This is a genomic window from Fibrobacter sp. UWR2 (assembly GCF_002210285.1).
GTDB lineage: Bacteria > Fibrobacterota > Fibrobacteria > Fibrobacterales > Fibrobacteraceae > Fibrobacter.
In genome coordinates this window covers 259,476-280,938 of the sequence record NZ_MWQE01000002.1, presented here as the reverse complement: position 1 = coordinate 280,938, position 21,463 = coordinate 259,476, and the positions used below count along the sequence as shown (strand labels likewise).

The 21,463-nt window shown below is 52.9% G+C and carries 19 protein-coding genes and 1 tRNA gene; 11 read left to right on the top strand and 9 right to left on the bottom strand.

Annotation, left to right across the window (positions count from 1 at the left end; genetic code table 11):
• Positions 1 to 2: 2 nt before the first annotated feature.
• The 4 genes from B7994_RS05325 to B7994_RS05310 all read right to left on the bottom strand — a co-directional run bounded on the left by B7994_RS05325 (position 3) and on the right by B7994_RS05310 (position 4,200).
• Complete coding sequence (locus tag B7994_RS05325; protein WP_088637431.1) at positions 3 to 1,325, bottom strand: hypothetical protein; 1,323 nt, start codon at positions 1,323 to 1,325, stop codon at positions 3 to 5.
• Positions 1,326 to 1,331: 6 nt separating this feature from the next.
• Positions 1,332 to 1,778 (bottom strand): hypothetical protein, encoded by a 447-nt coding sequence (locus B7994_RS05320; protein WP_088637430.1) that lies wholly within the window; start codon positions 1,776 to 1,778, stop codon positions 1,332 to 1,334.
• 6 nt (positions 1,779 to 1,784) lie between these two features.
• Positions 1,785 to 2,681: an FISUMP domain-containing protein gene (locus tag B7994_RS05315; protein ID WP_088637429.1), complete on the bottom strand. Its 897-nt coding sequence runs from the start codon at positions 2,679 to 2,681 to the stop codon at positions 1,785 to 1,787.
• A gap of 106 nt (positions 2,682 to 2,787) precedes the next feature.
• Positions 2,788 to 4,200 carry a glycine--tRNA ligase gene (locus B7994_RS05310; RefSeq protein ID WP_073192198.1) on the bottom strand — a complete coding sequence of 471 codons (1,413 nt, stop codon included), beginning with the start codon at positions 4,198 to 4,200 and terminating at the stop codon, positions 2,788 to 2,790.
• A 120-nt stretch (positions 4,201 to 4,320) separates the two neighbouring features.
• Here B7994_RS05310 and B7994_RS05305 point away from each other — a divergent pair, with 120 nt between their 5' ends.
• The 6 genes from B7994_RS05305 (at position 4,321) to B7994_RS05280 (ending at position 9,643) form a co-directional block, all read left to right on the top strand.
• Entirely contained in the window at positions 4,321 to 5,205 is an 885-nt protein-coding gene (locus B7994_RS05305; RefSeq protein ID WP_088637428.1) for a phosphoribosylaminoimidazolesuccinocarboxamide synthase, read from the top strand.
• 191 nt (positions 5,206 to 5,396) lie between these two features.
• A complete protein-coding gene (locus B7994_RS05300; RefSeq protein WP_088637427.1) occupies positions 5,397 to 6,695 on the top strand; it encodes a GTP-binding protein in 1,299 nt (432 codons plus the stop codon).
• A gap of 16 nt (positions 6,696 to 6,711) precedes the next feature.
• Entirely contained in the window at positions 6,712 to 7,404 is a 693-nt protein-coding gene (locus tag B7994_RS05295) for a hypothetical protein (protein ID WP_088637426.1), read from the top strand.
• A gap of 10 nt (positions 7,405 to 7,414) precedes the next feature.
• Complete coding sequence (locus B7994_RS05290; RefSeq protein WP_088637425.1) at positions 7,415 to 9,100, top strand: M3 family oligoendopeptidase; 1,686 nt, start codon at positions 7,415 to 7,417, stop codon at positions 9,098 to 9,100.
• Positions 9,101 to 9,210: 110 nt separating this feature from the next.
• A tRNA-Ser gene (locus B7994_RS05285) sits at positions 9,211 to 9,295 on the top strand.
• 24 nt (positions 9,296 to 9,319) lie between these two features.
• Positions 9,320 to 9,643, top strand: coding sequence for a hypothetical protein (locus tag B7994_RS05280; RefSeq protein ID WP_144063762.1), 324 nt, complete (start codon positions 9,320 to 9,322; stop codon positions 9,641 to 9,643).
• Positions 9,644 to 9,715: 72 nt separating this feature from the next.
• Here B7994_RS05280 and B7994_RS05275 read toward each other — a convergent pair whose 3' ends face one another.
• Complete coding sequence (locus B7994_RS05275; RefSeq protein WP_088637423.1) at positions 9,716 to 10,882, bottom strand: RICIN domain-containing protein; 1,167 nt, start codon at positions 10,880 to 10,882, stop codon at positions 9,716 to 9,718.
• Between the two features lie 196 nt (positions 10,883 to 11,078).
• Between B7994_RS05275 and B7994_RS05270 the strand changes: the two genes are divergently transcribed.
• The 4 genes from B7994_RS05270 to thiC all read left to right on the top strand — a co-directional run bounded on the left by B7994_RS05270 (position 11,079) and on the right by thiC (position 15,258).
• Positions 11,079 to 12,080 (top strand): class II fructose-bisphosphate aldolase, encoded by a 1,002-nt coding sequence (locus tag B7994_RS05270; protein WP_072797481.1) that lies wholly within the window; start codon positions 11,079 to 11,081, stop codon positions 12,078 to 12,080.
• Positions 12,081 to 12,282: 202 nt separating this feature from the next.
• A complete protein-coding gene (locus tag B7994_RS05265; protein ID WP_088637422.1) occupies positions 12,283 to 13,143 on the top strand; it encodes a hypothetical protein in 861 nt (286 codons plus the stop codon).
• 93 nt (positions 13,144 to 13,236) lie between these two features.
• The gene (locus B7994_RS05260; RefSeq protein ID WP_233143057.1) at positions 13,237 to 13,503 is read left to right on the top strand and encodes a zinc-ribbon domain-containing protein; all 267 of its coding nucleotides are present in this window, start codon (positions 13,237 to 13,239) and stop codon (positions 13,501 to 13,503) included.
• Positions 13,504 to 13,545: 42 nt separating this feature from the next.
• Positions 13,546 to 15,258 (top strand): phosphomethylpyrimidine synthase ThiC, encoded by a 1,713-nt coding sequence (gene thiC, locus B7994_RS05255; protein ID WP_088637420.1) that lies wholly within the window; start codon positions 13,546 to 13,548, stop codon positions 15,256 to 15,258.
• Between the two features lie 72 nt (positions 15,259 to 15,330).
• On the opposite strand, the gene B7994_RS05250 is transcribed toward thiC, so the two are convergent.
• Both B7994_RS05250 and B7994_RS05245 read right to left on the bottom strand, forming a co-directional pair.
• Positions 15,331 to 16,461: a GGDEF domain-containing protein gene (locus tag B7994_RS05250; protein WP_088637419.1), complete on the bottom strand. Its 1,131-nt coding sequence runs from the start codon at positions 16,459 to 16,461 to the stop codon at positions 15,331 to 15,333.
• Positions 16,462 to 16,466: 5 nt separating this feature from the next.
• Positions 16,467 to 17,573 (bottom strand): GGDEF domain-containing protein, encoded by a 1,107-nt coding sequence (locus tag B7994_RS05245; protein ID WP_158213080.1) that lies wholly within the window; start codon positions 17,571 to 17,573, stop codon positions 16,467 to 16,469.
• A gap of 211 nt (positions 17,574 to 17,784) precedes the next feature.
• On the opposite strand from B7994_RS05245, the gene putP reads away from it, so the two are divergent.
• Positions 17,785 to 19,326, top strand: coding sequence for a sodium/proline symporter PutP (gene putP, locus B7994_RS05240; protein ID WP_088637417.1), 1,542 nt, complete (start codon positions 17,785 to 17,787; stop codon positions 19,324 to 19,326).
• A gap of 85 nt (positions 19,327 to 19,411) precedes the next feature.
• Here putP and B7994_RS05235 read toward each other — a convergent pair whose 3' ends face one another.
• Together B7994_RS05235 and gap are read right to left on the bottom strand one after the other, a co-directional pair.
• Positions 19,412 to 20,182 carry a hypothetical protein gene (locus tag B7994_RS05235; RefSeq protein ID WP_088637416.1) on the bottom strand — a complete coding sequence of 257 codons (771 nt, stop codon included), beginning with the start codon at positions 20,180 to 20,182 and terminating at the stop codon, positions 19,412 to 19,414.
• A gap of 156 nt (positions 20,183 to 20,338) precedes the next feature.
• Entirely contained in the window at positions 20,339 to 21,340 is a 1,002-nt protein-coding gene (gene gap / locus B7994_RS05230; protein WP_088637415.1) for a type I glyceraldehyde-3-phosphate dehydrogenase, read from the bottom strand.
• Positions 21,341 to 21,463 lie beyond the last annotated feature (123 nt).

Here is a 21,463-nt window from a genome sequence, read left to right as displayed (position 1 = left end):
GATTACCAGAAATGGAACCCGAGGCCAAAGTTACAGAACGGTGTTACGCCAGAACCATTAACAGCATAGCCTTCAGCTTCGATGTATGACACCCCGAACTTGCCTACGAGAGACATGCTAAAGAATTTGTTATTCGAAGTGAAAAGGAACGCAGTGATGAACTTGAAATCAACGTTCACGGCAAGCGTAGCAGTCATGCCTTCGGAAACACTCTCGGTACTCCCTTTATGTAAAACCGTTACCTCGCCATTACCACGAGCCGGACCCTTGAAATCATCTTTCGCATCTAGAATCAATTCTGGAAAACCTATAGCGGCATACGGACGCACCTTGAGGTAACGGCTATCGTACACCACATAGCCCAGGCCCAGGCTATACGAAGCAAGCCCTGTAACGCCAGAGCCAAGAATTTCACCACTCAGCGAGAACCTCTTTACCTGCAGATAAATTTCCGCATAAAGGCCCGGATCCTGCGGTTCAAACAGGTCGGAACGGTACATGTCATCGAACCCGAAAGCAAGGCCTCCCGGCAAAAAGAACAGGTTCACGCCTAATCCACCGGTGTAGAAATTCTTCGCAATAAATTCTTCCTTGCGTTCGGCACGTTCCGCATAGTACATCTTGCGCACGTCCATGCGTTCGGCCGGGGCGGCGACGCTCTTCTTTATCCACGGGACATCGGGATGGTCCGGGTACTTTTCGCAGAACGTCTTCGAAAGTTCCGCTATTCTTCGGTAAGCGCCCATGGAGTATGCATTGTGAAGCAGAAGGACGATTTCGAGTTCCATCTTCTCGTGTTCTTGCAGGTTCGATCTTTCTATCTGACTCGATACCGTACTGAACAAGGTCGACTGTGTGTCAATCTTGGCAATCTTGTCCTTCACGTAAATCATGAGTTCGTCATTTTCGGCATATTGCACATCGGGTGGTTCGATGGAATCGTAATACGTCTTGAAAAGGTTCACTTCGTGCTGCAGCAGCTGGCGCCACATTTTCTTGTCCATGTAGATGACTTCCTTCTCAATGTTCACCAAGGGGAAAACAGCGTCCGTCTTCATGTTGTCGAGGTCAGAAATCTTCTGCGAGATTTCGGCGGTATCCCCGCTCTTGATGGCTTGCATAAGCGCTTCGCGCCCACGATAGACATAAGACATGCTGGAGCCGTCCTCACTCATCAGCGACTGCTCGAAGGAATTGCCCGAAGACGCCGAGGCGGAGTCTCCAGCACCCTGGGTAAGCGACTTTTCGAAATCCGAGAGATCCGAAGCCGAAGCCAGCACAGCAAAGAAAAAGGCCAGAACAAAATATGCTTTACGTATAATCATATCGCCTTACTCCTTACCCTCTTTTTTGGCCTTTGCTTTCTTGTCCTCTTCTTGCCATTTGGTAATCAGGGGAGATTCCGCATAGATAAAGTCAGCAAGCAAGGTAAGGCATTGTGACGACATCATCACGATGCCCGTATAAACAAAGGCTATGCCGGTATCAACCTTCTTGACATAAACAAGGTTCGCGCCAAGTTCGCGGGCCATCTGGCGAAGCTGTTCTACCGTACCTCCGGTTGAGCAACCCACGGAAGCCTCCGTCTCGATTGTGCCCAGATAGGTGTAATCAAATGGCAGCACTGGTACCGATTTCGCATTCACTACAACGACCTCTACCGATGGATCCAGCGGTTTCGGGTTCTTGGGCGTTCCGGTCATGGTATAAGGCACGGAAGCACACGATGTAAGAAGGAACATCAATAGCGCAAGAATACTGAGTGTAAAATATCTCATGGCTGTCTAATCCTTTATGCAGCGCACGTTGAGGTAACTATAAATCTGTTCCGTCGGCAGGGTTATTTTATCGCTAGCAGAAGACATCATGCAGGCATATGCATAGGTTTCTCCCCCATCATAGCCGTCACTTGTCCAGAATGCGGCCAAGCTATAGCCTTGTTGTATGTAATTCTGACCGTCTTCCCTGTAACCAGCCGGAACAGCAGAAAAACCATACTTGTCGACCCCACTCGTAACACCGGATTCGTAATCCCAATAATCTTTTGATTTAAGGTTAAAAGCATACTCCTTGCCACCGACATGTTCAATCAATTGGCTCCACTCATTCTTCGAAGGCAAGTGCCAGCCGCTCGGACAGATATCTCTCTTGTTGAGACCTCCATATACGGCATAATCCCAATCGTAGAACAATCCCATTTTCATATCATCGATGGGCCAATCATATTCAAAGCTATACAGGGTCTTATAGGCAAGGTTCTCGGCCATCCAGGTCTGGTTACCGATGGTGACAGTCTTGTATGTCTTACCGTCGCGGGAATCCGTCATCGTGGATGTTTGGTAATCCAGTCCGCTGTTGTTTCCGCCATTATCATCGTCTCCGTCATTGTCGTTGGAATAATACGACTCGGGAAGATCGTCGAGTTTAGAGCCATTTTCATTGTGGCGAAGTTTCACCCAGAAGCCTTCACTACACACGAAATCGTAGCCTTCCCATTCGGCATAAACAACCATAGATTCAAGATTTTTTCTGCAATAGGGCATTTCATACAAATCTTCAACCTTGTAAGATGCCTCTTTATTGCTGTAGTCCTTACTGGGGTCGTAACCAGCATCGGTAGTGCACGCCTGGAAAAACAGGAACGGCACCGAAATCATTGCTAAAAGACTTTTCTTCTTCATGATAATTAAATATACCTTTTACAAGTTTATTCGCAAGAGCAAAAATGCAAAAAGGCCCGTTTCCGGGCCCTTTTACGTATTTCTAGGAAGGATTCCAAAGGGAATCTTAACAACCGAGCTTAGCAGAGAGGTAAGCTTCGAGTTCGTCGATCTTGACCAGTTCCTGCTTCATGGAGTCGCGTTCGCGAACGGTCACGAAGCCGAGCTTTGCCGGATCGGATTCACCCTCGCCCACCGTGTCGAAGTCGACGGTCACGCAGAACGGCGTGCCGAGTTCGTCCTGACGGCGGTAGCGCTTACCGATGGACTGCGTTTCGTCGTATTCCACGTTCCAACGGTTGAGGAGCTTCTGGTAGAGTTCTTCGGCCTTGGCCTTCACCTGGCCCTTCTTCACGAGCGGGAGAACGGCGACCTTCACCGGAGCAATCTTCGGATCAAAGTGGAGCACGGTACGTTCGTCGTTTTCGAGCTTTTCCACGTCGTAGGCGTCGCAGAGGAGCACGAGGAGCAGGCGTTCCACACCGAGGGACGGTTCCACCACATACGGGATGTAGCGCTTGTTCTGCACCGGGTCAATGTATTCCTGCTTGACCTTGGATTCGTTCTGGTGCTGCGTCAAGTCGTAGTTCGTACGGCTGGCAATACCCCAGAGTTCGCCCCAACCGAACGGGAATTCGTATTCGACGTCGGTGGTACCGTTGGAGTAGTGAGAAAGTTCTTCCTTGGCATGTTCGCGGAGGCGGAGTTTTTCCTTGTTCACGCCGAGGTCGTTCACGAGCCAGTCGAAGCAGTACTTGCGCCAGAAGTTGTACCAGTCAAGTTCGGTGCCCGGTTCACAGAAGAATTCCAGCTCCATCTGTTCGAATTCGCGGGTACGGAAAATGAAGTTACCCGGAGTGATTTCGTTACGGAAGGACTTACCAATCTGGCCCACACCGAACGGGATGCGCGGGCGGACGTTATCGACAATGTTCTTGAAGTCGACGAAGATGCCCTGAGCGGTTTCCGGACGGAGGTACACCTTGTTGCCTTCGCCTTCGATCACGCCGATTTCGGTCTGGAACATCAGGTTGAATGCGCGGGGCTTGGTCCAGTCGGTCTTGCCGCAGGTCGGGCATTCAATCTTATTGTCCATCATCATCTGGTGGACTTCGTCAAAGTTCTTGCCGGCGCAGCAGCCTTCGCCGAGCTTGTCTTCCAAGAGTTGGTCGGCACGGAAACGTTCGTGGCAAGCGAGGCAGTCGACCAGCGGGTCGGAGAAGTTGCCCACGTGGCCAGAGGCCTTCCAGACGCGGGGGTTCAAAAGAATAGAGCTATCAAGACCGAGCACATCCTGGCGGCTCGTAACAAACTTCTTCCACCAGAGGTTCTTGATGTTGCGCTTCAGTTCCACGCCATACGGACCGTAGTCCCAAGTGTTGGCGAGGCCGTCGTAAATTTCGGAGCCGGGGAAAATGAAACCGCGGCGCTTGCAGAGGGAGATGATGTCCTTGAGGGCATCCTGAACTTTCTTTGCCATTTTATAATCCTTTATCGGCAGGCGCTTTGGCGTGCCGGACTAGGAACCTACCTGGATGATAGGCCCTGACGGGGGCAAATTTAGCAATTTTAATTGATTTTTGCTATATTTGGGCTCACTATGAGCTTAAAATTTGATACTCCCATTACCGAAGTTCCGCTGTTCCACCAGGGCAAGGTACGCGACATGTACGACCTGGGCGACAGCTTCCTGATGGTCGCCAGCGACCGTCTTTCCGCTTTTGACGTGGTGCTCCCCACCCCGATTCCTGGTAAGGGCAAAATCCTCAACCAGCTTTCGCTGTTCTGGTTCCAGCACCTCGGCATGAAGAACCACCTCATCACCGCCGACGTGAACGAATACCCGGAAGTACTCAAGAAGCACGCCGACTACCTCCGCGGCCGTTCCATGATCGTGAAGAAGGCCCACCGCCATTCCGTGGAATGCATCGTGCGCGGCTACATCGTGGGTTCCGGCTGGAAGGACTACCAGAAGACCGGTAAGATCTGCGGTCATGTCCTCCCCGAAGGCCTGCAGCTCTGCCAGAAGCTCGAAAAGCCGCTCTACACGCCGAGCACCAAGCCCGACGTTGGCCACGACGAAAACATCAGCTTCGAACAGACTTTCGATATCGTTGGCGAAAAGGTCGCAACGACTCTCCGTGACATGTCTTTGGACATCTACACGAAGGCCCGCGACTACGCTGCCTCCAAGGGCATCATCCTCGCTGACACCAAGTTCGAATTCGGTGAGATTGACGGCGAAACCATCCTGATCGACGAAGTGCTGACTCCGGACTCTAGCCGCTACTGGCCGGCAGACAAGTACCAGGTGGGCAAGAACCAGGAAAGCTTCGACAAGCAGTACGTCCGTGACTGGCTCGAAACTCTCGACTGGGGCAAGACCTACCCGGGTCCGGAAATTCCGGCAGACGTCGTGAAGAACACGCTCGCGAAGTACGAAGAGATCTTCGTGCGCCTCACTGGCAAGCAGCCGGAACTGTAATGAGACCGTTTGCGCTAGACTCGGGGATTTATTCTCCGGTCTGCGCTCACTCTCGCGACCGCGCCTAGTCAATACTAGGCACTTGTCGCTCACAAGGCGACCGCTGTTCGCGCAAAACGTAATCCAGGTCGTCGGCTCCAGGGCCTGCGGCCTTTTTTAAAGAAAAAAACTTTCATCCGAAGGATATAAAAATGAAATCTGTACCTATAACGCTGCTCACCGGTTACCTCGGAGCCGGAAAGACGACCCTCCTGAACTTTGTGCTCAACAACCAGCAGGGTTACCACGTCGCTGTCATCGTGAACGACATCGGCGAAGTGAACATCGACCAGACGCTCATCGAGAAGGGCGGGAACATCACGAAGGAAGATTCCGGCAAGGTGGTGCCGCTTTCCAACGGATGCATCTGCTGCAGCCTCAAGACCGACCTCCTGGAACAGATTGCCGAACTCCTCGAGATGAACAAGTTCGACTACATCCTCATCGAAGCAAGCGGTATTTGCGAGCCCGTGCCTATCGCGCAGACCATCTGCATGGCGGGTAGCCAGCTGCAGAGCCGCGACGGTCGCCCCCTCGCCTGTCACCTCGACAACATCGTCTCCGTGGTGGACGTGGCACGCCTCGCCGATGAATTTGCAGGCGGCCAGAAGCTGCTTGCCAAGGACATCGAAGAAGAAGACATCGCGAACCTGCTTATCCAGCAGATCGAATTCTGCAACACAATCATCATGAACAAGGTCGATTCCATCAGCAAGAACGACCTCGAGCACGTGAAGGCGGTTGTCCGCGCGCTGCAGCCCGAAGCCAAGATGATCGAGACCAACTACGGCAAGGTCGAGATGAAAGATATCCTCGACACCAAGCAGTTCGACTTCGAGAAGGTCGGGAACTCTGCCGCCTGGGCCAAGGAACTCATGAAAGAGACGAAGCCCGAAAACGAAGATGGTGATGACCATGACGAACACGAGCATCATCACCACGACCATGATGATGACCACGACGAGCATGAGCATCATCATCATCACGACCATGATGACGACCACGAGGACCATAGCCACTGCGACCACGAGCACGGCGTGTGCCACTGCGGCCACCACCACGACAAGGACCATCCGCACGGCGACGAGTACGGCATCAGCACGTTCGTGTACGAACGCCGCCGTCCGCTTGTCCGCGACAAGTTCGAGACGTTCCTTGACAACTACCCCACGAGCATCATCCGCACCAAGGGCCTCGTGTGGTTCGAGGACGAACGCAACAACAGCTACCTGTTCGAGCAGGCCGGCAAGCAGGCTTCCGCACAGAATTTCGGGCCCTGGTTCGCTAGCGAAAGCGAAGAGGAGCAGAAGCGCCTGCTGCGCGAAAATCCCGACCTGGTGAAGGTGTGGGACGAGAAATACGGCGACCGCATCATCCGTCTCGTATTCATCGGCCAACACATGGACAAGAAGAAGATTATCGCCGCGATGGACAACTGCCTCGGCGAATAGTAAAGGACCGAACGACATGCGCAACCTCCGAAAGGCTTTCTGCAAGAAGAATACTTGGGCATGGCTCGCCGTAGTAGCAATTCTCGGCGTTGTCCTTGCCATCGGGGGCTGCGCCATGGCGCGAAAACTTTCCGCAGCAGATATCCTTTCCAAGACAAAGGTCGAATTCAGCGAAATGACGCTCGATTCCGTCTCGGTCAACCCCGACATCATGCAACAGCTGGGCGGAGCGATTGTCGGGGGGCTCCTGCCGAACCCGAATGTCGTCGCGTTCGTGCAGAACATCGCCAAGGGAATCATCCAGATTGACGTCGGCAGCGCACACCTCGGAATTGTCCTGGATGTCAGGAATTCCGCACAGGACACACTCTGGCTGCGCGATTTCACGGCAAGCATAAACCTGGATTCGCTCATGGAATTGCCGCTACAGCTCAAGGATTCTACACGCCTTGCGCCCGGTATAACGAAGGTGCGGCTTTCCACCAGCTTCCCCATCGACAACAGGATTTTCAAGCTCAAGGATATTACCGGCCTGAATGCCAAGGGAGTGCTCGTCGTCGCACTTGAGCAAGAAGGCGAATCCGTTCCGTTCGATTTCAACATCCGGCACAACATCCCGCATGAAGAACTTGTCGCGCTCGAAGATAGCCTACGGCAGTCCGTACTGAACAGCATTCTAAGCGACTGGGTCGGATCGATAAAATTCTAGAGGAGAGAATATGAACCGCAACTTTGTTCCCAATGATTTGAATCCAGACGACAGCCGAGCCGTCGCCGCCCTTTACCAATCCCTTTTGCAACGCGACATACCGGTTGATTCCGAGAAACTCCGCCAGTGGATACTGGACTGGAGCGAACTTGAATCCGTGCTCGGCGAAGTCAGCTGCCGCCGCTACGTGGCGATGACCTGCAATACGGCCGATGAGAAGGCCGCCAAGGCATACGAGGACTTTGTCGAAAATATCCAGCCCGTGATGAACGAGTACGACGACAAACTGAACAAGAAACTCGTGGCACACCCGGCAAAGGATGCGCTCAAGGGCGAGTTTGGTGAATGGTTCAAGGGCGTACAGGTTTCACTTGATTTGTTCTCCCCCGAAAATATTCCGCTCGAGACCGAAGAAAACAAGGAAATCCAGGCATACCAGAAGATTACCGGCGGCATGAGCGTGGAATTCGAAGGCGAAACGAAGACCATGCAGCAGATGGCCACCTACATGGAGCGTACAGACCGCGAACTCCGTGAACGCGCCTGGCGCACGATGTGGGAACGCCGCCTCCAGGACAAGGAAGCGCTCGACAAATCGTTCGACAACCTGTTCTCGCTCCGCAAGAAGATTGCGAAGAACGCCCACTGCAAGGACTTTATCGACTATATATTCCTTGCGAAGCACCGCTTTGACTATTCCCCCGCCGACTGCGAGGCCTTCCACGAGAGCATCGAGAAACTCGTTCTCCCGATGCAGAAGGAAATGTACAGGCGCCGCGCCCAGAAAATGGGCCTTGAACGCCTCCGCCCTTGGGATTTGAGCGTAGACCCGCAGAACCGCGCACCGCTCAAGCCCTACACTTCCGGCGATGAACTTATCGAGAAAGTGGACCAGATATTCGAAAGCATCCACCCGCAGGCAGGCAAGTGGGCCCGCGAGATGCAGGCGAAAAAGCTTATCGACCCGGATTCCAGGCTCGGTAAGGCTCCGGGTGGCTACCAAATCGGTTTTGACGAGAGCCGCCTCCCCTTCATTTTCATGAATTCCGCCTGCACGGACCGCGACATCTACACGCTCCTGCACGAATCCGGCCACTCCTTCCACCAGTTTGCACTTGCGGGCCAGCCGATTTTCCCGTACCGCGACGTTCCAGCAGAATTTGCCGAGGTGGCGAGCATGAGCATGGAACTCATCGGCATGTCGAACCTGAAGCCTTTCTACGGCGACGACAAGGAAGCCATCGAACGCAGTACCCTCGGCGAACTCGAAGACGTCGTCTGGCTGTTCCCGTGGGTGGCAAGCGTCGACAGTTTCCAGCACAGGCTCTACAACTACCCCACCCATACGGCGGAAGACCGCAGTGACATCTGGGACGAAATCATGGACCGCTACGACGCCGGCGTGGATTACACCGGGCTCGAGGCCGTCCGTAGGAACCTCTGGCAAAAACAGCTCCATATTTTCGAGTGTCCGTTCTACTACATCGAGTACGGGATTGCCCAGATTGGGGCACTGCAGGTGTGGGCGAACTTCAAAAAAGACCCAAAAAAGGCCATCGATGACCTTTTCAAGGCCGAAAGTCTCGGCAGCAGCCGCCCCGTAAAGGAGCTCTTCGAGGCCGCAAACATCAAGTTCGACTTCTCCCCCAAGACGCTCGAACCGCTTATGCAGGTCGTCTGGGACGAATTGAAATAAGAAACCATAATTTTTCATAATTTTCGCAAAAAAGTCTAAATTTTATGCGAAAAATGGCCAAAATCGGTTGACAAGAGATAGAAATCAATCTATATTTGGCCTCACATCCTGGAGGGATGGCCGAGTGGTTGAAGGCGCACGCTTGGAAAGCGTGTTTACTTTACGGTAACGAGGGTTCGAATCCCTCTCCCTCTTCTAAAATTTTTCGGAGGTACCCCGATGTCCGATCAGAGAGTCTATCTTGACGATATCTATGCTAGCAAGGAATGTCAAGGCTCTGTCTTCCGTGCCGTTGTCATGATGGCACACGAAGCCCGTTTCCTCAACAACCAGGCCGGTCAGGGTTACATCCAGCTCAACAAGAAGCCCACCACCATCGCCATGTACAAGTTCAAGGAAGGCAAGCTTTCCATGAGCGAAAAGGCGAGCAACGACGTGACTGAAGAAGCGCTCGCCGCTACAGAAGCCGCAGCAGCTGAATCCGCCGCCCCGGAAACCGTGGCCGAAAACGCCGCCGCTGCCGACGCCGCCTTCGGTGTGTAATCGCTAAAACAAACAAAAATTTCGCCCGGCTTTTTAGCCGGGCTTTTTGCATTGTCAGGCAATGAGCCGTTTTTACTTCTTGAAAAGGACCCTGTGCGTATTGCGGCTGCGGCCGAGGGGCTGCCTGCCGATGCTCCTGCCCTTGAGGTCGAACGTCCTTGCCGGAGCCAGGTCCACACGCGTATCCCGCAGGCGCACGATCTTCACGGACGATGTATCGCCGGCGGAATCCGTCTTGCCCGTATCTACGACGCTCGTATCGACCTTGGAGGTGTCCTGAGCTTCGTCCTCGATAATCTGCCAGATGAAGTCGTCGGAATTCTTCTTCGGGTTCTGCACCACAGTATTCCCCACCGCCTGCAAATAATGCCCGCTCTTGGCGTTCTTGAAGAAGAACGTGAGCGGAGTGTTCACGCCCGCATCTTCGAACACGTAGCGCTGGTGAGCCCCACCGTTGTAGCCATAGGTAGAGGCCTTCACGCCCGCCGCAGTCGACTCGTTCGGGATGTCGATGACGCGCGAGCCAAGTTGCACATAGTAGGTAACGGGGTTGTCGCCCACCGAGAAAATCTTCACGAACGTCGCATTGTCGGAGCAGTCCATCAGTTCGAGCGCGTTGTCAGCGGTTATGCCCATGCACTTTCTCTCGGAGAGGGACTTGATCCTCCCCTCCTTGAAGAACGCCACCTTGAACAGCTGCTGGTAAATGGTCTCCACGAGAATCACATGGTTAATCAGGTCCTTTTCGGACTTGGCTTCGCTCGCCTGGTTCAGGCCATAGGGCCAGATATGCTGGGAGTCGCAATGGAGTTCCTTGGTCGGGTCGTTGTCCAGTTCGCGGAGCTTCGCCTGCACCTTGTCGTTCCTGAAAACACCATCCTTGCATACATCCCAGTATTCCTGGGTCGTACCGATACCCATCGTATGACCCATCTCGTGCATGGCCGTGGGCACCACCATGTAACTGCGGTTCTCTCCAAACCGGAGGTCGCCGTTGCTACTGGCCTCGGCTGTGGGTACGCCCGGCGCGTAGTAAACGTTGATGAACTTCGAAAGGTTAGAGTAGGTGTTGTAGAGCTTGACCGCCGAATCCATCACGGCCGTAATGCGCTTGTAGGCGTCCTGCTCGTCGGCAGTCGGGTTCGCGGACTTGTGGAGCGTGTAGGTGACCTCGGCATGCGAAAATACCGCCATAAAGGCAATGGCCGACACCGCTAGCAGGCTTCTCTTGAAAAGCATAGATACTCCTTAAAACCAGACACCTCCACTAATATACATTCCTCCAGCAAGGCGCGCAAGTAAAAACAAGAAAATCGGACAGGCATGCGCGGAACGGCGACGAAATTGGTGGACAAAACAGGGTGAAAATGCTATCTTTAGCCCCGTAACTTTTAACCGGCGATGCAAGTCGCCAAAGAATCAAGAGGTAAAACAAATGGCAGTTTCTTACAAGGAACTCGGCCTGGTGAACACCAGGGAAATGTTTGCAAAGGCTGTTAAGGGTGGCTACGCTATCCCGGCTTTCAACTTCAACACCATGGAACAGATGCAGGCCATCGTGCAGGCTGCTGTGAAGCAGAAGTCTCCGGTGATCATGCAGGTCTCTAAGGGTGCCCGCAACTACGCCAACGGCACCATCCTCCGCTACATGGCCCAGGGTGCTGTTGAATACGCCAAGGAACTCGGCTGCGCCAATCCGCAGATCGTGCTCCACCTCGACCACGGTGACTCTTTCGAACTCTGCAAGGACTGCATCGACAACGGTTTCTCTTCCGTGATGATCGACGGTTCCGCTCTTCCGTACGAAGACAACATCGCCCTCACCAAGAAGGTTGTTGAATACGCTCACCAGCACGACGTGACCGTCGAAGCTGAACTCGGCGTGCTCGCCGGTGTGGAAGACGAAGTCCAGGCTGAAGAATCCCACTACACCAAGCCGGAAGAAGTGATCGACTTCGCTACCCGTACGGGCTGCGACTCCCTCGCTATCTCCATCGGTACCAGCCACGGTGCTTACAAGTTCAAGCCGGAACAGTGCACTCGCGACCCGAAGACTGGCAAGCTCGTTCCGCCTCCCCTGGCATTCGACGTGCTCCACGCCATCGAACAGAAGCTCCCGGGCTTCCCGATCGTGCTCCACGGTTCTTCTTCTGTCCCGCAGGACGAAGTTGACACCATCAACGCCCACGGTGGCAAGCTCCCGGATGCCGTCGGTATTCCGGAGGAACAGCTCCGCGAAGCTTCCAAGTCCGCTGTTTGCAAGATCAACATCGACTCTGACAGCCGTCTCGCCATGACTGCCGCTATCCGTAAGTATTTCGACGAACATCCGGAACACTTCGACCCGCGCCAGTACCTCAAGCCGGCTCGCGAAAACATGCAGAAGATGTACGAACACAAGATCGTCGACGTTCTTGGTTCTAACAACAAGCTCTAATGAGACCGCTCGCGCTTCACTAGGATATTAAATTACTCCGGCAAGCGCTCGCTCTCGCAACCGCCCTCGGCTAACACCCGAGGGCTTTGTTGCTCACGGGAAAGTGCAAACAAAGCAAAAAACTTAGAAGCCGCACGGGTTAAACCGCGCGGTTTTTCTTTTTTTACCTTTACGGCTGATTTATTTTTATAGATTCACTTATATGAGCAAGCTTCAAAAATACAATCGAATTGCGTTTGCAATTATTTCAGTCCCCACCTTCATCACCATGAGCATCTTTGCTTTCATGATGGTTTGTCAAGTGCTACCGGAAAGGCATGCGAAATACGATCAAAACAACGGAGTCATATCGCAAGACAAAGCGGCAAAAAACGCTAAGGAAAAAGAATATAACCAATACATTTCGTACAAGAATATGTACGTATTGGACAATGAATCGCAGGAATTCGTCATTCCCGTAATTGCAAGGACTATGGAAAAGCCGGAACCTTACACGGAACGATTCAGATTGAACGAAGCCGTAGTTGATGAAGTGATTTTTGACGACAGTGACAATTCGTCAAGTTTCTCGATAGACGGAGAAAATAAACCGGAAAAGAAACCAGATACAACGTATCTCAAAGTGTTTAGCAATGAATTGTTTGTAAATCTCGTTTACGAAAAATCAATAGAGAAAATTCACAAAACATTGATAAACGAAAGATTTACCGGTTGGGAACTCAACTATATTCGAATTGGGAAAAAGCGCTATCTGGCATATATCGGGACAAGGGTTGATTCAAATGAAGACGGCTTCCTGAACTATGACGACAACAGTGATTTTTATCTCTATGACATCGATTCTCAGGAAACAAAAGTCGTCAAGATTCCTGACATGAAGATAAAACACTATTATCTGATAAGGAACAATCCAATCCTGATTTTTGAAGTCATGAACTTAAAAAGCCCCAAATCTCATAAATACGAAAAGTTTTTCTACCGCTACAACATCAATACAGGCAAGCTCGAAGACATCATCCCCGAAGAAGAAAAGAAGCTGCACTTAAAACTTATAATGCAGTAAAGGAGATGCCCGCCTGCGCGGGCATGACAATATCATCCCCCATCATCCATCATCAATCATCCATTATCAATCATCCATTATCAATCATCAATTATGTACTGCCCTCACTGCCACTCTGAATTGAAAGACGATGCCACGTTCTGCCCGCACTGCGGGAGCGATGCCGACACCGGCTGGAAGGAAGGCGCAGAGTTTACCGACCTCGAAACGCCGGATTATGATGAGATTTTGGAGAATGAATTCGGCGACGCCCCGGACAGCCCCTACGCAAAAAAGAAGAACGGCTTCGGTGGAATTATCGGCACAATTGCGGCAGTCATTGCTGCGCTAGCGTTTATCGCGGTATTTGTCCTTCACTAGTCCATTTTTTTCTAAATTTCGGGCGTAAAAATTGAGGAACTGATGGATTCTCTACTTAAACCATTTATGAATTCCCGCAAGGTGTATGTTCCGGGCAAGATTTACCCGGACATCCGCGTGGGAATGCGCGAAATTTTGACCGAAGACCCCGAGACGCCCGTAGTCCCAGTGTACGACACAAGTGGCCCTTACAGCGATCCGGATGCAAAACTGGACGTGACAAAGGGTATCGAGCGTTTCCGCGAGCCGTGGATTATGGAACGTGGCGATGCCGAACAGCTCGACGACATGACGTCTGCTTATGGCCGCGCCCGTCGCGCAAACCATGAGCTCGACCACCTGCGCTTTAATGCGGAACACCACCCGCTCCGCGCGAAGGCCGGGCACCACCTGACGCAGCTGGACTACGCCCGCAAGGGTATTGTCACCAAGGAAATGGAATACGTGGCCATCCGCGAAAACCAGCGCCTTGACGAGATGATGGCCGAGGGCAAGATCAAACTCGCCGGCTCCCCCATTACGCCGGAATTCGTACGCGACGAAATCGCCGCGGGCCGCGCGATTCTGCCGGGGAACATCAACCACCCGGAATGCGAACCGATGATTATCGGTACGAACTTCCTCACGAAAATCAACAGTAACATCGGCAACTCGGCCATTACCTCTTCGATCGAAGAAGAAGTCGAGAAGATGGCCTGGTCCGTGCGCTGGGGTGCCGACACCGTGATGGACCTTTCCACCGGCAAGCACATCCACGAGACGCGCGAATGGATTATCCGCAACAGTCCCGTGCCTATAGGGACTGTGCCTATTTACCAGGCGCTCGAGAAGGTGAACGGCAAGGCCGAAGAACTCACGTGGGAACTGTACCGCGACACGCTCATCGAGCAGGCGGAACAGGGCGTGGACTACTTCACCATCCATGCAGGCCTCTTGCTGGAGCACATTCCGCTCACCGCCAAGCGCACCACGGGTATCGTGAGCCGCGGCGGTTCCATCCTTGCCTTGTGGCAGATGCGCCACCACCAGCAGAACTTCTTGTACACGCACTTCCGCGAAATCTGCGAGATTCTCGCCGCCTACGACGTTGCCGTTTCCTTGGGCGATGGTCTGCGTCCGGGAAGCCTCGCCGATGCCAACGACGCGGCCCAGTTCGGAGAACTGGACACGCTCGGCGAACTCACGAAAATTGCCTGGGAATACGGCGTGCAGGTGATTATCGAAGGCCCGGGCCACGTGCCCATGCACAAGATTCAGGACAACATGGCGCGCCAGCTCGAAAAGTGCCACGGAGCCCCGTTCTACACGCTCGGCCCACTCACCACTGACATTGCCCCCGGTTACGACCACATTACGTCGGCCATCGGCGCGGCACAAATCGGCTGGTACGGCACCGCGATGCTCTGCTACGTGACACCGAAGGAACACCTCGGGCTCCCCGACCGCGACGACGTGCGCGCCGGTGTGGTCACCTACAAGCTCGCCGCTCACGCGGCTGACCTTGCGAAAGGGCACTTTGCAGCGCAGTTCCGCGACGACGCCCTTTCGCGCGCCCGCTTTGACTTCCGCTGGAACGACCAGTTTGCGCTTTCTTTGGACCCCGAAAAGGCCATGGAATTCCACGACAAGACGCTCCCCGGCAGCCAGGCGAAGGCAAGCCACTTCTGCAGCATGTGCGGGCCGAACTTCTGTTCAATGCGCATCACAAGAGCCGTCCGCAACTTTGTGGCGACCGGCGAAGTCGGCGACGTTTAACAACAGCAATGCCGAGACAAGCCCGGCATGACAAGTAAAAATTTAATGCGACCAGTCAACACTGGCCGCATTTTAGTGTTTCGCCTTCTTTTCAGCGAACAGCGCCTCATCGGCGCGCGCAAATAAGTCCACCACGGTTTCAGAACGGCCACGGCTTGCCGCATACCCGATACTCACGGTGAGCGAATACGGAAGCGAAGCAGATGTCCTCGCCAAGTCGTCCTTAATCGTCTTGCTGAGGGATTCCGCATCCGCATCGCTAGCCAGGAAGGCGACCAGATTGAACTCGTCACCCCCGAAACGAGAGATAAAGCAGCCCATCGGACCACAAACACGCTTTAGCACATCCGCCACCATGTTCAGCGCGCTATCGCCCTCGGTATGTCCGTAGGTATCGTTGATTCCCTTGAACTTGTCCAGGTCCAGCACAAAGAGGTAGACCCTGCGATTCTCGGTATATTGCCCAATTTTTGAATCCAGGAATGAATTCAACTGGTTCTTGTTGTTGAGCTTGGTAAGCGGGTCCGTCGAGATCATGCGGGACTGCATTTCCAGGAACACGAGCAAGACGGAAAGCACCATCGCATACACGGAATAAGGCGCCGAATCGGTGGTCTGTTCAAAAGACAAACCGATCAGCGGGAAAAGTCCGAACATGGCAAGCGAGGTATAGAGGACTCGGTCCGAAAAATACCGCTTAAGCGGAATACGATGCCCAGCCAGAATGCAGGCAAAGACCATATAGATGCCGCAACATGTGATATATACTGGATAATAAGGGCCACGCGAAAGCAGATTATTTTCATCAACGCTCCAAACCCAACCAAACTTGATGCTCCCTGCCACGAGCGCAATGGCGAAAACTCCAGGCAAGGCGATCAGAGTCATCAGGCGACGGTCGCGCCAAAAACGGAGTTGCATATTGTAACCCACAAAGCGTAGCCACTGGAAATAGAGCAATACGGTAATGACATGGAAAACCGATGCCAAGGAGCAAGTCAGCAAATTCGAACCAGTGAAATACACTCCATTCAGTAAAAGCTTTAGCGTATCCAGAACCAGCATGCAAATGAGCATCACGAACACGTGCGTAAGGATAGTCTGGTTCGTAAGGCGACTCAGGCTAGTACGGAGCGCAATAAGCATTACCACGAGAACCGCGATGCAGAACAAATTAGTCTCTATGTAACTGAACATATCCATTTCTGTTACCGTTCCGCATGTTTCCGTTTCTTGATTTCGTATAGCGAAGCATCTGCCCTGCTCATGAGTTCTTCTTCCTTTTCGCCATCCCTAAGGGCTGCATACCCTATGCTCATCGCAAGCGTATACGGGAGCGCCTTCGAATAGTCCGAAAGTTTCTTCTCGAGCATACGGCAAAGCTCATCGGCAGCCGCATTGTTCGGTAGATTCGCAAAAACGACAAACTCGTCTCCACCATAGCGTGAAATAAAGTGTCCGCGCGGGCCACAGACGAGCTTTAGCACTGTAGATACAATTACAAGAGCATTATCCCCCTCCATATGGCCGTAGGTATCGTTAATGCCCTTGAACTTGTCCAAGTCGATAATAAACTGGTAGAGTCTCTTGCCCGGAATGTCCTGCTTGAACCGCGAACTTAGGTAGATGCTAGCCTGGTTCCTGTTATTGAGGCGCGTCAGCGGGTCCAGGGAAATCATTTCGCGCTGGATTTCCAAGAATACGATGAGGAGTCCGAGAGTCGCACCGGTACAAAACACCGACACGCCGGGAAACTGGGCCTGCAAGACCTGCGAAAAGAACGGGAGGAACCCGAGAGCAGAAATCGCATAAAGTTTGTTCCTGTTCACCACGTCGCGCTGGCGCTTGATTGTAAAGACCGCCACAAGCAGCGAATAGACCAGGTAGATAAACATAACAGTGACCTGGATAAAGAGCCAGTCACCACGGTGATAATGGTTCGCCGAATCAATCGTGAAGTACCAGCCCGTCCAGACGGAAGCAATCGATAGCACCACCTCGACGGCCATCGGCAAGGCGAATAGCACCTTGTAGAATGTACCCGAGAAGCGGCAACTCCCCGAAAGGAATAGGGAATACTGGCTCCAGTAGTAGCAGAGGATGCCACACTGGGCGAAATACGCCGCATTGACAATGTAGTTCAGGACCCTGGCACCAGGAAAAGCGGATCCATCCAGGAGTTCCCAGAAAACATCTAGTGAAAAAAGCAGTTGTGTGTGGAAGCAAAGGTTGAAAAAGGTCTTCTGGTCTGCCTCATGCATTACGCCACGATGTACCATGAACATCAGGATGATGATCATTACGGCGCAAAGCATGTTTACAGAAATGTATAGCGACATACCGTTCGGCTCAACTTCACATTTAAATAATAAAAAAATATCCTTTTAAAATATATCCAAAATCGGTCATCGCTCTTTCGGAAAGGCCACATCCATCCACTCTTGTAAGCATAATCACATCCAAAATCGGCAGGTAAAAAAATGTTATCCATTTTTTATTTATCTTTCGGAAAAAAAGGAGCAAAACATGGTTCTGACTGTATTTATCCTGTACCTGCTCATGATGCTCGGCATCGGGGCGTACTTTTCACGCAAGGCGAACAGCCTGAACGCCTACTACCTCGGCAACCGCGGCATGAACAAGTGGGTCGTGGCGATGTCCGCACAGGCCTCCGACATGAGCGGCTGGCTTTTGATGGGCCTCCCGGGCGCTATCTTCGTGAGCGGTTTCTCGGAAGCATGGATCGGTATCGGTCTCGTGATCGGCACATACCTCAACTGGAAAATCGTGGGCCGCAGGCTCCGCAAGTACAGCCACTTCTGCGGCGACTCCATCACGCTCCCCGACTTCTTTGCGAACCGCTTCCGCGACAACAAGGGAATCATCCGCGTCATCGCCTCGATTTTCATTCTCGCGTTCTTCCTGTTCTATACGGTTTCGGGTTTTGTGGCGAGCGCTAAATTGTTCGGCACCATCTTCGGCATGAACTACACCACCGGCCTTATCATCGGTGCGGTCGTCGTGGTGAGCTACACCTTCATGGGCGGTTTCTTCGCCGTGTGCTGGACCGACTTTATCCAGGCGACCATGATGCTCATTGCCGTCATCGCCATTCCCTCGATTATCATGGCTGGCTCGGGCGGTTTTGCAGCCACCATGGATGCGGTGAACGCGCAGAATCCCTACCTGATGAGCCTGTTCACGAACGCTACCACCGGCAAGTCCATCGGGCTGATTGCGTTGATTTCTAGCCTCGCCTGGGGCCTCGGCTACTTCGGCATGCCGCACATTCTGGTGCGCTTCATGAGCATCAAGAACGCCGAAGACATCAAGTTCTCCCGCCGCGTCGCCATGACCTGGGTCACCATCTGCCTCGGTGCCGCCATCATGATTGCAATCCTCGGCCGCTACTATGTGGAAGCGAACGGCATTACCGTCGCCGACCCGGAACGCATCTTCATGATTCTCTGCCAGACGCTCTGCCATCCGGCTGTCGCCGCCATCCTCATGGCTGCCATCCTTGCCGCCATCATGAGTACCGCCGACTCCCAGCTGCTGGTTTCGGCGTCTGCCTTCAGTAACGACCTCTACAAGCACCTGTTCCGCAAGAATGCGAGCAACAAGGAAGTCATGTGGGTGAGCCGCGGCGTGGTCGTGCTTATTACCGTCATTGCCGTCATTGTCGCCATGCAGGGAGCGCCCGGCGCCGAAGGCGCTAAACAGGGCAAGAGTTTCCTCGACGTGGTAATGAGCCTCGTAAGCTTCGCGTGGGGTGGATTCGGCGCCTGCTTCGGCCCGATTATGCTCCTTGCCCTGTTCTGGAAACGTACCACGCTTCCGGGCGCCATCGCAGGCATGCTCGTCGGCGGTATTACTGCATTCGTGTGGAAGTTCTACCTCTCCGGTTTCTCCGCCGAAATCTTCCAGATTTACGAGCTCGTTCCCGGATTCGTGCTTAGCTTTGCGACCATCGTGATCGTGAGCCTCTGCACCAAGGCCCCCAGCAAAGAGATTCAGGAAGAGTTTGATGCTGTGGAACACACGCGCCTCTCCGATATGAAGCTGTAATTCAATTGGCGCTTGAGCGCTGCGAAAGTACAAAAAAGGCCTGCTCACAAGCAGGTCTTTTTCAATTTTCAAGGTTCAGCCAAGCTTACTCGACATCCTTAATCGTGCAATCCATGGACTCGCCCGCCTGTGAGGTAATCGTGCTGTCGGTACCCACAGAATAGATGAACATCGAAAGCGATGCATCCTCTTCGCGTAACGGGAGCATCAGCAACGTGGAGCGCTGGATATCGTAGTGACCTTCATGCTTGTTCACCACATTGTCGCCGGCCGAAGTTTCATAGGCGTACGAACTATCGAGGAATTTAAAAATCTTCGTAGAATCGCCGTCAGAGCATTCGTAAATCTTATTCTGGATTGAATCGGCCTTGGAAAGTTTATCCTTCTGAACCGCGACGCTGGCCTTGATGGCTTCGCTATAGTCCGAGCCATCTACGGAATAGAGAATCCTGTCTTCCGCATCGACAACGAACGACATTTTGAAGCCTTCGTTCACTTTTTCCACAATCTTTTTGGCGGCATCGGTTTCGCTATACTGCACGCCGCTATTGCCCTTTTCAATGCTCACTACGCCATCGGCAAAATCCGTATAGGTGACCACCCACAATTCGTCCGGAATGCGGAAAGCCATAAGCCCCTGCTTGCGGCCAGTAGAAAGGTAAACGGTCTGGTCAAACAGCTTGAGTTCCATATTCTTCAGCAGGTCTTCCAGTTTTGCGATGCGGGTTCCCTCAGGAATTGCTATAGAAGAAGATTCTTCGGAAGATGGGTCAACAGAAGTGGAAGAACTGTCGTCGCCGCAAGCAGCAAACATAAACGCCGACGAAATCAAGAGAGCAAGAAATCTATACTTCATATCTTAAAATATAGTTTATCGGGAACACGCTTTCAATAAAAAAGAGAACCCCGCTCGATTGAGCGGGGCTTCTTGTAAAAGTTTCAAGCGGAAGCGCGGAAATCAAGTTGCCCGAAGGCCGTTACATCCGCGCCACTAGCGCTTATCCGAAATCAATTACTTGGTGATGACGCGGGCCATTTCGCAAACCTTGTTGCTGTAGCCCCATTCGTTATCGTACCAGGCGCAAACCTTCACGAAGGTCGGGTCGAGCTGGATGCCAGCCTTGACGTCGAAGATGGAAGTGCGAGCGTCGTTGCGGAAGTCGGTAGAGACGAGAGCTTCGTCGGTGTAACCGAGGATGCCCTTGAGTTCGCCTTCAGAAGCTTCCTTCATGGCCTTGCAGATTTCTTCGTAGGTAGCCGGCTTTTCGAGTTCGGCAGTGAGGTCGACGAAGGAAACGTCGGAGGTCGGAACGCGGAGGCTCATACCGGTGAGCTTACCGTTGAGCTGCGGGAGAACCTTGCCCACGGCCTTAGCAGCACCCGTAGAAGACGGGATGATGTTTTCGAGGATGCCGCGGCCACCGCGCCAATCCTTCTTGGACGGGCCGTCGACGGTCTTCTGCGTAGCAGTAGCAGCGTGAACGGTGGTCATGAGGCCACGCTTGATGCCGAACTTGTCGTTGAGGACCTTGGACATCGGGGCGAGGCAGTTGGTGGTGCAGGAAGCGTTGGAGATGATGTCCTGGCCGGCGTAGGTCTGGTGGTTCACACCGTAAACGAACATCGGGGTAGCGTCCTTGGACGGAGCGGACATGATGACCTTCTTGGCACCGGCCTTGATGTGGGCGCGAGCGAGTTCGTCGGTCAGGAAGAAGCCAGTGGATTCCACGACAACGTCAACACCGAGGGCACCCCAAGTGATGTTGGTCGGATCCTTTTCGGCGAACACCTGAATCTTGTTGCCATCGACGATGAGGAAGTTGCCTTCGAAAGAAACGTCGTGCTTGAAAGCGCCGTGCACGGAGTCATACTTCAGCATGTAAGCGAGGTAGTCGACGTCGAGGAGGTCGTTGATACCGACAACCTGAATGTCCTTGGAGAAGTTTTCCACAGCAGCGCGGAAGACCATACGGCCGATACGACCGAAACCATTGATACCGAGTTTGAGAGCCATTATTGGATCCTTTTGTTTATTGTGAAATTGCTAGCCACCTTCTGGGTGGTGCTTTGCTGGCGTCAAATTTACTAAAAATAGCCCCGGAGGACTAGTCCTAGACGAAAAAAACATGTTTTTTGT